The organism is Butyrivibrio sp. YAB3001, assembly GCF_900112195.1.
GTDB lineage: Bacteria > Bacillota > Clostridia > Lachnospirales > Lachnospiraceae > Butyrivibrio.
This window is the reverse complement of record NZ_FOKR01000007.1, coordinates 76,332-89,909: the sequence shown is the minus strand read 5'-3', so window position 1 is coordinate 89,909 and position 13,578 is coordinate 76,332. Positions and strand designations below refer to the sequence as shown.

The window sequence follows — 13,578 nt, the reverse complement described above, 5'->3', positions numbered from 1 at the left end:
TTTCTTTTGAGGATTGGTTAGCTAAAACTAACACGATAATGTTTGGCTGGAAGTGATGGCATGATGAATAATGAGCAGATTGTTGAGGCTTTAAAAGAGAGCGGTATGAGAATAACCAGACAGAGAATGATAGTTGCAGATGTTATTGCTGAAAATGATGGGGCCAGCTGTAAGGATATCTGTTGCATTGTTCGAGGCAAAGATCCCTCTGTGGGAGTAGCTACTGTATATCGCATGATAAATAACAACGTGAAGGATGTGTTTTAAATGTTTGATAAACGGCTGATGGCCATGTGCCCGGAAAGCAAAAGATTTATAGTGGGGAACATCATCTGCCAATGGACAGAGCTTATGATGAACGCTTTGATGATCTTTATCATCGCAAACGCAGTCGGAAAACTGTACAGGAAAGAGATGACTGCAAATGAGATGCTTATTTCTATTGCGATACTTGCAGGAGTTCTCGTAGTCAGATTTTTCATGACAAAGAAAACGACAGAGATGAGCTATCTTGCATCGAAGACTGTAAAACGTGTCATGAGGGAGCAAATCTACAAAAAGATACTGAGACTTGGAAATACCTACAGGGAGCATGCGACAACCGCTGAACTTGTGCAGGAATCAGTGGAAGGAGTGGAACAGCTGGAGAGCTATTTTGGACAGTATGTACCGCAGTTCTTCTACGCATTTATAGCTCCGATCACGTTGTTTGTATTGTTTGGCATAGCAGGGAGTTTCAAGGTTGCAGGTGTACTCCTTATCTGCGTTCCGCTTATCCCCGGAGCCATCATGATGGTTCAGAAAATTGCCAAGAAACTTCTTTCCAAGTATTGGGACCAGTATGCAAAGCTTGGAAGCACCTTCCTTGAGAACCTTCAGGGTATGACAACTCTTAAGACATACAAAGCTGACGCGTATAAGAACGAGCAGATGAATGCAGAGTCTGAGAACTTCCGGCGGATCACCATGAAAGTCCTTACCATGCAGCTAAACTCCATTATCATCATGGACTTCTTTGCATATGGCGGGGCTTCGCTCGGTATCGCTTTTGCAGGTTTTACTTTTGAAACAATGTTAGCAAAGCCTAACATGCAAAAATGAGGAGAATAAAAATGGGAGACCAAATGCTGATAAGATTATGCTCGCCAACGTTGGCTGGGATAAAGACAGGGAACCTTTTCACTGTTGATATTGAGGATCGTGCGAAATTTACTATTGAAGTAAGAGAGTTCAATTGTCGGTTGTCAGGAAAAGGAATACGGATGATTCCAATCAAGTATTCCGATGGACATGTGCTTATTTACCTGTACAGGCCTGAATTTTTGAAAAGAGATCTTGCAAATGAAGAAGCTTGTCGGATCCTCAAGGAAAAGGGGTACTCATACAGAAATTTCGATTTATGTGTTGCTGAGCTCGCAAGACATTTGGCGAAGGATAAATCCTTCCCTCATGAGATAGGTCTTTTCCTGGGGTATCCTGTCGTAGATGTACTGGGATTCATGAAAAGCCCCGAGGAAGGCGTGAAGTACACAGGCTTTTGGAAAGTATATGGAGATATGGATTCGGCACTCAGGACGTTTGATAAGTATAAGAAGTGTACGGAAATCTACAGCAGAGCACACAGGAACGGAACATCGTTGGAGCAGCTTACTGTAGTAAGTTGAATATACTTCGGTCAGCAGGATAATAACGAGCAGATGTGATCCTTACCCATATTGGCAAAAAGGGCAAAAAGATAGGAAAGAAGTGATTGGGAATAGTATAATAACATGTAATGATGTTGCGTTTGTTATTTATTATGGTATTCGCATATGACAAAGGTGTTTAATATGGACTTTAAAGTAGGTGTAGGAAAGTCTGATTTCAGAGACATGAGAGAAGCAGCCACTTTTTGCAGTTATGTAAACTGTGAAGGGTGGCTGTATGTTTTGTAAAAATCTTCATTGACGTACTATGGGGATTAAAATATCATTGGTAAGTATGAATTATGATGAGGAGCAATACTATTATGAAAAAGTTGATAACACGTGGACTTGCCATTACAGCAGCTGTTATGGTACTTACAGGGTGCACAAGTGGTGCTGACGATGACAAGAGCAGTTCTATTTTTGAGACACAGCCGGATATTAAGGCATCTGAGAATGCCGATGATAATTCGGTCGTAGAGACTGAAAATGCAGATAGTCAGAATGAGGTTTCAGAATCTTCATCACAGATTGATGGAGTAAGCATCTGCGATGAAACAACAGAACTCGATTATGATCATAACTATGATGATGAGATCAGAGTCGCAGTCGAAAGAGCGGTTGCTGAGTCAAATTCTTTTGCAGAAGAGTTTTCCAAGATGGATGATATCCAGGATCATATTACATTACGCAGAAGTCAGGATCAGACACAGACTGAAATGAACATTGCATCATATTACTATTACAAAGTCTGGGACTGTGAGCTTAATAACCTGTGGAAGCGATTTACGGAAAAGGTTGATATGCAGACCAAGGAAAAATATCTTACAGATCAGCGAAACTGGATTGCTATGAAAGATGAAGCCGTGCTTGAGGCTCTTGGACCAAGGGAAGAGGGAGGCAGTATATATACGTCGGAAGTGCATTCCCTTCTTGAGGAGAGTACAAAGAGGCGTTGCTATTATCTTGCAAAAGAACTTGCGGCAGTTACCGGCGATTCATTTGAAATGCCGGAAAAATCTCTGCTCGGATTATATTTGGATAATCAGGGAACAGGTGATATATACAGCTCTCTTTATATGAAATCGGGCTGGGAGTCTGGAACTGATGCAGACATATCACTGTACAGAATCGGAGAACTCCATGGAACTATTGAAGATGATGAATCCGGAAATAAACTATTTGTTTCTGAAGACGGAAATGTAAAAGGAATCATAACTTATGGCTGGGATGGAGCAACCTTCAAAGTAACAGAAGTTACAGGTGATTCCATTGTCAGCGTTAACGATGTATATGAATTTCCTTTTGTATTCTAAAAAATTGATACGGTACAGTTTTTACCGTCAAGTAGTTTACTCATAATAGGGTAATCTGGCAATGAACAGTGGAAACGAAAATATGTGTTTTAGTTTTTCTATGATAGAAAGAAATCTTAATACAAAATATACCAAACTCATGTTCTAGAAAGTCCATATCTTGCGGTTGCAAAATCGAACAGCTGTTCATATAATGTAAGTATATCGAACAGCTGTTTGCATGATGAGATGCATTGTACATAACTTAAATGTAAACTTAAATGTAAGTTGCATTGTACATATGAAAGAGAGGACATTTGTATGGTATTGGCAGTTGATTTTGACGTAACGCTCAGTTTTGCTGGGGTCGTTGATTATGAGCTCATGAAAATGGACCATGTGAGGGTGTGTTATGAGCAGAATAGTAGATAAAGTGGATGTGATATGTGAGCATAAGTCAGATGGGAATGTGATTCCAATGAGGTTCCGTCTCATGAATGAAGATGGTATGTATGAGGTGTACACCATAAAGGGCTATAGGCAGTTATACAATAAAGAAACCTATACTACACCGGATGGAGTCTATGTCTGTAGCAAGGACCTTGTGTTTGAGTGCAGGGTAATGATTCTTGATATGTACAGGACCATACGCCTTTATTTTGACAAGGAAAAGGTATCCTGGAAGTTAGCGATATGAGATATCATTTTTTTACAGTTCCTATTTTTTCAATTAGCATCATATAATGATAGTAAAAGAAACAAAAACTGGGTTCTGGGGAACAGGATTTTTCCATTGAGTTTTTTATAAAGAGGTATAAGAACATGATACTTGTAACAGGCGCTACAGGATTTGTTGGTGGCAAAATAATGGAGCTATGTAAGGATACAGTTGCGGCACCCTCACTTAGAAATGTAACAGAGGAAGAGGTCAGGCGTTTCATTGATATTTCAGAGGTCTGACATACGTTAAAGAAGTTGCTGAAAACATGGAGAAGGTTATTGCACTACCTGGTGGCATTTATAACTTCGGCAGTGAAACCAATAAGAGCATGTTTGAAGTGACAAGTGATTTTTCAAAAGCGCTTGGATTGGATCTTTGTGTTGAGGAAATCGCCCCACTTCACAATCTTTGGATGGATTGCAGCAAGGCTAGAAAACATGGAGTTATTTTTAGTGAAGTATTTGAGGGGTTACTTCGTTGTGCCAGAGATTGTGGGCGGATAAGATATATAGACAAAAAATGTTAAACGGGATAAAATAATGACGAAATCTAACGCAATCTAACACGATTATTAAAATCTAACACAAACTAACACAGCTAAAAAATGCTAACACAGATTTACAGGAGTGATTTATGTCAAAGAATAATCCTTTTTGTCTTAGTTTTGGTAAAGAACCAGACAGATATGTAGAACGTGCAGACGCATATTCTAAAATAGCAGAAACCTTCAACAGCATATCTCCATCAAGCAACTGCTATTGCATTATGGGAGTAAGAGGGATTGGGAAAACAGTACTTTTATCGACAATATCCAATGATTTCAGGGAAGATAAAGATTGGGTTGTTGTCTCTTTGAATTCTGGTCGAAACCTGCTGGAGATGCTTGCTGCAGGACTATATGAGGATGCGAAGCTCCAGAAATACTTTGTGGAGGCTTCTTTAAATCTGTCCAAGTTTGGAATTGGATTAAACATAAAAAAGAATCCACCGATTTCTGATATTCAGATTGCTATTGAGAAAATGGTGAAGATTGTTAATGATAAGGGAATGCGAATTCTGATTACTATAGATGACGTAACCAAGAGCAAAGACGTTATAAGTTTTGCATGTGCATTTCAGGATCTTATTGGGAGGAGAATGCAGCTTTATCTGCTTATGACAGGTTTGTACGAAAATATTTACAATCTTCAGAGGGATAAACGTTGTTCATTTCTTTTGCGCGCAGAAAAAGTGAATATTGGACCGCTCAGCCTTATCGGCATGAAGAATCAGTATATGCAGACTTTCCAGTGTAGTGAGAAAGAAGCTCTTAAGATGGCTGCCTTCACGAAGGGATATTCTTATGCATTCCAGGTACTTGGCTATATCATGTGGGATAAGGATTGCTCTTTAGAAGAGGCAATTCCGTTTTTTGACGAAAAAATGGCAGGTTATTGTTATGAGAAAGTCTGGGATGATCTTTCTGAAAAAGAGAAGGAGATAATAACGCTTCTTGCAGAAAAAGGAGAGATGAAAACAAGGGATATTATTGCCAAGACTGGTTCTACAGATAAGGTTTTTTCTGTACAAAGAGACAGGTTGGTTAAAAAAGGCATTGTAGATGGTACCAGTCATGGAATTGTGCGGCTCGCTTTACCAAGATTTGAAGAGTTCGTAAAGATGACGATGCTCTGATATTGCTTTCTTTAGGGATGTCTTTTTTTGAGTTGTCGGATCAAGATACAAGTGCTTATTTCAAAGATAAAGTGATTTGGAAATGCGGTGAAAAGTATACAAAGCATCAAGGAAAGTATCTTCAGTGGGTTAAATAATCTTTCTGTAAATACCATCTTAGATGAGAAATATGATAATTTCTTTGGGTTTACATATCCTGAAGTAAAACAATTATTATCATATTATGGCGTTCTGGATATTCTGAGTAAGCGGAGGATTATATTTTCAACCTAGACATAATTATTCTGTGAGATTCATGGTTCAATATTTTCAATAAAAGTAAAAATGTAAGGGCTTACAATGAATATACTCCACGTGCTACGATTCAATTAGGTGATAATTACAAAACATTGTTCGGAAGACGCAAATCACAAGGAGGGAAAAGACGTATGAAGAATGCGATAGTGGGTCAGTCGGGCGGACCGACAGCAGTCATCAATTCAAGTCTTGCCGGGGTATATGAGGCTGCGGTCAGTCGTGGAGCAGAGCATGTATACGGTATGTGCAATGGAATCCAGGGATTATTAGAGGGAAGATATGTTGATCTTACAGAAGTCTTCGAGAAACCAATTGATATTGAGCTTCTTAAAAGGACTCCGTCAAGCTACCTTGGGAGCTGCCGATATAAGCTTCCGGAGCTTTCAGCTGAGGGAGCAGGGGAAGATTATGAGAAGATCATGAAGATACTTGGCGACCTTGACATCGGATATTTCTTTTATATTGGTGGAAATGACAGCATGGATACTATTGGTAAGCTTGCTGCCTATGGAGAAAAGGTGGGAAGTGATATACGATTCATCGGAGTTCCAAAGACTATTGATAATGATCTTACAGTGACAGATCATACTCCTGGCTATGGATCTGCAGCCAAGTACATAGGCGTAGTCATGAAAGAGATTATAAGAGATGCAACTGTTTATGGCACCAAATACGTGACTGTCGTTGAGATAATGGGACGGAATGCCGGATGGCTTACAGCGGCTGCTGCGCTGGCTAAGGATTATGACTGCGAGGGCGTTGATATGATCTGCCTTCCGGAGGTTCCATTTAATGTGGACAGATTTGTAGAGAAGGTCCGCAAAATGCAGGAGAAGAAGAGCAGCATTGTTATTGCTGTTTCAGAAGGCGTTAAGCTCGAGGATGGTAGATATGTATGCGAACTGTCAGATGATGTTCATACGGTTGATGCCTTCGGACATAAGGCCCTTACCGGTACATCAAGATTTTTGGCTAATGTCATAGCAAGAAATCTTGATACCAAGACAAGATGCATTGAGCTTTCAACTCTCCAGCGCTGTGCAGGACACCTCACAAGCCGTACTGACATAACTGAGGCTTATCAGGTTGGAGGAGCTGCTGTTAAGGCTGCCTTTGAAGGTCACACCGGAGAAATGGTTGCTTTAAAGAGGGTATCTAACTCACCTTACCAGTGCACAACTGAGCTTCACCCTATATCAGATATAGCTAATCTTGAGAAAAAAGTTCCTCTTGAGTGGGTCAGTGAAGACCACACCCAGATGAAGCAGGAGTTCATTGAATATGCGCATCCTCTGATCCAGGCAGAGCTTACCCCTATCTTTGTGGGAGGCCTTCCACAGCATATTTATTTGGGAGAACCAAGGGTATTCGAACACGATGGAGAAAATCGAGTGTACGTATATGGGTCACACGATATCGAAAGAGATAAATACTGTGGCAGAAATCTGCAAAAAAACGCATAAAATAGCCCTTTTCGGCATTTATAAAAATGTTATAAAACGCACATTTATAATGGCAAATAATGATATAATGAACGTGCATGGGGATATACTCTATCTCCATGCTCTTTTTTATTTCATAGAAATTGCTCCGCATTCCTATGAAATAAAAAACGCTCCGCTATGGATGTGCACTCGCGCGAGCGACATACGTTCTTGTTTCTGAATTTATTGAAGGATGGTGCACTGCATGACAGTGATGAAGAATATTAAGTTTTATACAGTCTTTTTTGTATGCATATTCACGCTTGTGTTTTGGGGAATAACGTCTGGGGCTGAAACAGGAAATGAGGGCACGGATGTTTTGGTAATTGGTGTCCCTTCAGACAGATGCCCTGTGTTCTATCTGGATCCTGATACAAAAGAAACAGTGGGAATAGGCGTTGATCTTATGCGCGCTGCAGCGGAAGAAGCTGGTTATAGTGCGTCTTTTAAGGTTATTACAGAAAAAACAAATAAAGAAGCACTTGATAATCAGGAATATGATATCATCATGCCCTTTGGCAGCGCTATAAAGAGTTCGTCTGGGAAGGAGTCTATAGTTACAGAAAATCTTATTCAGACACCATTTACTATGGTGACTAAGGACAATAAGCAGATTCCGGCTATTAATGAAATACATATTGGAATGCTCAGTTCCCTTGCGGGAGGTGCAGAAACTGTAAAGCAACTATATCCCGGAATTACTATTACTCTTTATGATTCGATGTCGGAATGTGTTAAGGCTCTCAGATATGGTGAAGTAGATGCGCTTATGCATAATTCATATGTGTGGAGTTATGTTTTACAGAAGCCATCTTATTCTGATCTGAAGGTACAGCCAACTACCATGTTTTCAATGGATTTTCGGGCAGGGACACTGGATACACCTGAAGGAAAAGAACTTGTAGATAGGCTGAATTCTGGAATTGAGAAGCTTAGTGATACTCGTAAGCAGGCGATTGTCCTGGATTATACATCAAGACGTCTGTATCAATTTGATTTTTGGGATTACGTCTATGAGTATAGATTTATTCTGATTGCTGGAACTTTGTTCTTTGTTCTGTTCATTATAGGCATTGTACACAAGCAGAGGGCAATGCATAGGAAACAGGAAGAAAAGATACGTGAGCTTAAAGAACGGGATCCGCTTACCGGAGTGTTGAATCTGGAAGGCTTTAAAAAGCGTGTAGAGGAACTGCTTCTTACACATCCGGAGAATCAGTATCTTATTTCATTCAGTAATATCAAGAATTTTAAGTTCATAAATGAAAGTATGGGCAGAGAAACCGGGGATGAACTTCTGCGTTTCTTCGTTCAGAGGTCAACTGCAACTTTCTCTGATGAGGAAGCAATGGGACGAATCACAGGGGACAGATTTGCAGTACTTCGTAAGTTTACAGATTTGGAGCAGATGAGCAGAGATGAAAAAGAGGTATTCGAGCCTCTGAAAAATTACTTTATAGATAGAGGTAAAGAAATCCAGCTTCAAATCTGCACAGGTGTTTATGCGATTACTTCAGAAGATTGCAAAAATATTGATGTCGACAGGATGCTTGATTATGCCAGAATGGCTGAGAAGAAAGTAAGGGAAACATTAAAGACAGGATATGAGTTTTACAACCCTGAACAGTGGGAAAAAGGCAAGCAGATACTTGATATAAGCGGGCATTTGCAAGCGGCTCTTCAGGCAGATGAAATACAAGTATGGTATCAGCCACAGGTGGATTACGTGACGGGTATAATTAGTGGAGCAGAAGCCCTTTGCCGTTGGAAACACGCAACACGTGGCTGGATTTCTCCTGGGGTTTTTATCCCTGTATTAGAAGAAACAGGATTGATTTTTGATCTGGATAGCTTCGTATGGGATAAAGTGTGTCAGGACCTTCATAGATGGAATCAGGAAGGAAAACGCCGATCTGTTTCAGTGAATCTTTCACGTTCAGATATAAGAGAAGACCGTAATATAGTAGGTATTTTCTATGACCTTATTCAAAAATATGATATTAATCCTGACCAACTTAGGATTGAAATAACAGAAACGGCATACGTTGAAAAAACCGACTATCTGATCAAAACTACTTCTGAACTTCGGGAGTATGGCTTCCAGGTAGAAATGGATGATTTTGGTAGTGGATATTCATCACTTCATATGCTTAAAGAAGTTCCTGTTGATCGTATTAAGATGGATCTCCATTTCCTTACAGGAGCCGGTGACATGGAAAAGGGGCGAATCATAATCACTCAGGTAATAAAACTGGTAGAACTGCTTGGAATGAAGATGATTGCGGAAGGTGTTGAGACCAAAGCTCAGGCTGATTTCTTAAAAGAAAGAGGTTGCCGGGAGATGCAGGGGTACTATTTCTACAAGCCGATGCCAGTGGGTGAGTTTGAAAAGGTATGGGATTCTTGAAGATAGCGATATGAAATGGCGTTTTTCTGTCAATTGATATGAGGGCTGCAGCATTGCTGAGTCCTTCATTTTTGTTTTCATAATTGTTTTCTGTATGCTAGAAGTGCAATAGGGAAAGCAAAACACCTGAAAGTATTCCGCAAATTATCGATTGCATATTGATAATTTGCGGAATTCTTCTTATAATATACGTAATTAATGCGGAACAGGAGTGTGCTATGAAAACATGCAAAGAGTTAGCTGCTGAGTGGGGAATTGCTGAACGCACTATAGTCAATATGTGTAAAACAGGTAAAATCCAGGGGGCTATGAAAGTTGGCAAACAGTGGCAAATACCTGATGATGCCAAAAGACCGGTCGATGGTCGTATTGTGACTGGGAAATATATAAAGATTACATCACGAGAAGATAAGAAATCTCTTCCTGTAGGTATATCAGAGTATGTGCGCGCCCAATCTGAATACTATTATGTTGATAAAACTCTCCTAATTAAAGAATTTCTTGATAACAAGCCGATGGTATCATTGTTTACGAGACCAAGGAGATTTGGAAAAACCCTGAATATGGATATGCTTAGGGTGTTTTTTGAGTTGTCGGATCAAGATACAAGTGCTTATTTCAAAGATAAAGCGATTTGGAAATGCGGTGAAAAGTATACAAAGCATCAAGGAAAGTATCCTGTTATTTTCTTGACTTTTAAGGATGTTAAGTATGAATCGTGGGAAGCTACATTGTCTAAGATTGCAGCACTATTGCGTATTGAGTTTGGAAGGCATAGTGAACTTGAAAACAGTCCTAAACTACCAGCTTTCGAAAAAGAATATTATAAAAAGGTTATAAATGGCAATCCTACAGAAGTGGATCTTTCATCAGCGTTAGAGAATCTTTCAAGAATGTTATATTTCCATCATGGGGTAAAGCCTATTATTATCATAGATGAATATGATACTCCCATTCAGGAAGGTTATTCGCAGAATTTCTATGATGAAATTATAGGATTTATGCGAAATTTCTTTTCCGGCGGTTTTAAGGATAACAAGAATCTGTCATATGGATTTCTTACTGGTATCCTCAGAATTGCGCAGGAAAGCATCTTCAGTGGGTTAAATAATCTTTCTGTAAATACCATCTTAAATGAGAAATATGATAATTTCTTTGGGTTTACTTATCCTGAAATAAAACAATTATTATCATATTATGGCGTTCTGGATAAGAAGGAAGAGTTAAAAGAATGGTATGACGGATATCGTTTTGGCAACGAAGAAATATATAATCCGTGGTCGGTGATCAATTATGTTGCAAATCAATGTCTGCCCCAGGCATATTGGGTTAATACCGGAAGAAACGAAATTATTGCAGATGTAATTAGGATTGCATCAGAAGATATTGTCGAAAAATTATATTCTCTTTTACAGGGGGAAATAGTTATCGCCAAAATCGAGCAGAACACGGTATACCGCGTTCTTACGGATGATCCGGCAAACATATATAGTCTTCTTATGGTAGCAGGCTATTTGAAAGCAAATAAGAAAACATTGCAGGATGATGGAAGTTTTCTCTGTGAAGTTGCTATACCGAATAAGGAAATAGCCGCTGTATACAAGACCGAGATCCTGTCGTATTTGATGGAAGTAGGTGCAATCACCAATGCGACTGCCAATAAAATAGCAGAGAGTTTATATTCTAATGATACAGCGAAGCTTCAAAAAGCAATCAGTGAATATATGATGAAGTCCATGAGTTTTTACGATGCAGGTGCGGAGGGCTTCTATCATGGTCTGTTTCTTGGTCTTATCGTATTAATGGATAATCAATACAAAATAAGATCCAATCGTGAATCCGGCGACGGAAGATATGATGTCAGCATGTTTCCAAAAAAGAAGGAACTCCCAGGAATTATTATTGAGGTCAAATGGGATAATGACCTTGATGACAAAGCGTTAGATAAACTTGCAGAAAAGGCTTTGGAGCAGATTGACGATAAGAATTATGAGACTGAAATGCGTGATGACGGAATAACTGACATTATAAAATTTGGAATGGCTTTTTCCGGGAAGCATGTTTTGATCAAGACGAGATAGTAATTTCTATCAGAACCTAATGAAAACTTACTTGCAGGTAAAGATGTTACTGTGGTAGATGGATTAAAGGATATCATTCCAAAGACATATGTAATCGGTGATTGCTCAAATGTGGGAGGCACACTTTGGCAATCAGTTCGTTCTGGCTTTGAAATGGCAGAGGTATTTCTCTGCCATTTTGCGTATTATAACGAAGATAATATCAGAATCCGGAAAATATCCTTTTAAAGTAGCTCCTTTAATGTTGGTTTTGTCAACAATCATTTGTTATACTAAAAAAATAAATAGAGCTGCTTTTGATCATATATACACCTAAAAGAAGTAGTTTACTCGAAGGAAGCAGTCTGTTGTTTGAAAAGGAATAAGATTTATGATTTATGAAAAATATGAATTAAAGGAAGAAGGTTCACTTGAAGAAAGTAGCCTAACAGTATATATACAGGAGACTTCATCTCCGAAAATGAAAATTAAGAAAAGGCCGTTGGTTATTGTATGTCCTGGTGGAGGGTATAGATATACTTCCGACAGGGAAGCGGAACCATTAGCACTTTCTTTTCTGGCAAAGGGATTTCATGTTGCGGTTCTGAGATACTCGTGTTTCCCAGCGCATTATCCTACTGCACTTATTGAGCTGGCAAGGTCAGTTTTGATAGTAAGAAAACATGCTGATGAATGGTACATTGATAGTGATGCTATTATTATACAAGGTTCTTCAGCAGGCGGGCATCTGGCGGCTAGTTTCGCATGCTTTTGGCATGATGACTTCCTAACAGAAAAACTCATGATAAATAATACCGCTTCATGTAAAGAGATGCTAAGACCTAATGGCCTAATACTTAGCTATCCCGTTATTACTTCCGGAGAATATGCGCACAAGGATTCTTTTGTAAATCTTCTCGGAGATGAGCTTAATGAACTTAAAGAAAAAATGTCGCTTGAAAATGCAGTGAACGATAATGTCCCTGCCACCTTCATCTGGGCAACATATACAGATGAATCCGTACCTGTAGAGAATTCTCTTCTATTTGCTTTGGCTCTAAAAAAGCAAAACATCAACACGGAACTTCATGTTTTCTGTGAAGGTGGTCACGGACTTTCGTTGGCTAACCATCTAACAGAAGGACCTTCAGAAAAAGAAAATGTTCCTTCGTGTGAGGTGTGGATTGATCTTGCTTGCACATGGCTTAAGAATAAGTATTGCAATTGGTAGTGAGTAATGATGATAAAGATTGGGCTGAGTATGATATAAGTCCATGGAATCAGGAGGGTGAGTGAGACTTGTGCGGTAGATACTATTTCAGCGACAAAACTGCATATGAAGTAGAGGATGACTTAAATCTTTCCAGGGGAGCATTTGTTACCAGGGCAGGAGATATCACTCCTGGGATGATAACTCCAGGGATTATATGGAATAAAAGTACCAATAAAGATTTTGTGCTGTCAGATCTATTCTGGGGCATAACATCCAGAAATAAAAAGCTCATTATAAATGCCAGAGCTGAATCAGTAACAGAAAAATCGATGTTTGCTGAGAGTATTATGAATAGAAGATGCATCCTCCCTGCAGCGGGTTTTTATGAGTGGGATGCACGTAAGACAAAGTTCATGTTTAAAAGAACTGATGATAAGCCTATTTATCTCGCTGGATTTTATGATTTGAGTGAGAACAGGGACTCTTTTGTGATACTTACAACTGTGGCAAATGATTCAATGAAGCCTGTTCACGACAGAATGCCTGTAATGATAGATAGAGGTAATATCAGGGAGTATCTCAAAGATCCATCTGCAGCGATGAAAATGGTAACAGAGCCTATGCCGGAGCTGGATAGGCACAGTGATTATGAACAGCTTAGTCTGTTTTGAAATAGAATAATACGGCAGGATGACAAAAGAACTGACACATCACTTGAATAAACCAAGGAAAAATAAGACTG

14 protein-coding genes are annotated in these 13,578 nt (G+C 39.3%); all 14 read left to right on the top strand.

What is annotated here, in order from left to right:
- The first annotated feature begins 60 nt into the window (after positions 1–60).
- The gene (locus BM086_RS09400) at positions 61–267 is read left to right on the top strand and encodes a Fur family transcriptional regulator (protein WP_242952163.1); all 207 of its coding nucleotides are present in this window, start codon (positions 61–63) and stop codon (positions 265–267) included.
- On the top strand, positions 268–1,101 hold the full coding sequence (locus BM086_RS09395) for an ABC transporter transmembrane domain-containing protein (protein WP_242952162.1): 834 nt from the start codon (positions 268–270) through the stop codon (positions 1,099–1,101).
- A gap of 11 nt (positions 1,102–1,112) precedes the next feature.
- Entirely contained in the window at positions 1,113–1,664 is a 552-nt protein-coding gene (locus BM086_RS09390; protein ID WP_092325770.1) for a DUF3793 family protein, read from the top strand.
- Positions 1,665–2,008: 344 nt separating this feature from the next.
- Complete coding sequence (locus BM086_RS09385; RefSeq protein WP_175560187.1) at positions 2,009–3,001, top strand: lysozyme inhibitor LprI family protein; 993 nt, start codon at positions 2,009–2,011, stop codon at positions 2,999–3,001.
- Positions 3,002–3,392: 391 nt separating this feature from the next.
- Complete coding sequence (locus BM086_RS09380) at positions 3,393–3,677, top strand: hypothetical protein (RefSeq protein WP_092325768.1); 285 nt, start codon at positions 3,393–3,395, stop codon at positions 3,675–3,677.
- 125 nt (positions 3,678–3,802) lie between these two features.
- A complete protein-coding gene (locus BM086_RS20880) occupies positions 3,803–3,940 on the top strand; it encodes a hypothetical protein (protein WP_175560186.1) in 138 nt (45 codons plus the stop codon).
- 26 nt (positions 3,941–3,966) lie between these two features.
- Complete coding sequence (locus tag BM086_RS09375) at positions 3,967–4,227, top strand: hypothetical protein (RefSeq protein WP_092325767.1); 261 nt, start codon at positions 3,967–3,969, stop codon at positions 4,225–4,227.
- A 107-nt stretch (positions 4,228–4,334) separates the two neighbouring features.
- Entirely contained in the window at positions 4,335–5,375 is a 1,041-nt protein-coding gene (locus BM086_RS09370; protein ID WP_092325766.1) for an ATP-binding protein, read from the top strand.
- Positions 5,376–5,803: 428 nt separating this feature from the next.
- Positions 5,804–7,135, top strand: coding sequence for a 6-phosphofructokinase (locus BM086_RS09365; protein WP_092325765.1), 1,332 nt, complete (start codon positions 5,804–5,806; stop codon positions 7,133–7,135).
- A 226-nt stretch (positions 7,136–7,361) separates the two neighbouring features.
- Positions 7,362–9,563, top strand: a complete 2,202-nt coding sequence (locus tag BM086_RS09360; RefSeq protein WP_092325764.1) for an EAL domain-containing protein — start codon at positions 7,362–7,364, stop codon at positions 9,561–9,563.
- A gap of 218 nt (positions 9,564–9,781) precedes the next feature.
- On the top strand, positions 9,782–11,644 hold the full coding sequence (locus BM086_RS09355; protein ID WP_092325763.1) for an AAA family ATPase: 1,863 nt from the start codon (positions 9,782–9,784) through the stop codon (positions 11,642–11,644).
- A gap of 51 nt (positions 11,645–11,695) precedes the next feature.
- On the top strand, positions 11,696–11,872 hold the full coding sequence (locus BM086_RS20875) for a hypothetical protein (RefSeq protein WP_175560185.1): 177 nt from the start codon (positions 11,696–11,698) through the stop codon (positions 11,870–11,872).
- 232 nt (positions 11,873–12,104) lie between these two features.
- A complete protein-coding gene (locus tag BM086_RS09350; RefSeq protein WP_242952161.1) occupies positions 12,105–12,854 on the top strand; it encodes an alpha/beta hydrolase in 750 nt (249 codons plus the stop codon).
- A 68-nt stretch (positions 12,855–12,922) separates the two neighbouring features.
- Entirely contained in the window at positions 12,923–13,507 is a 585-nt protein-coding gene (locus BM086_RS09345) for an SOS response-associated peptidase (RefSeq protein ID WP_092325761.1), read from the top strand.
- Positions 13,508–13,578: the final 71 nt, after the last annotated feature.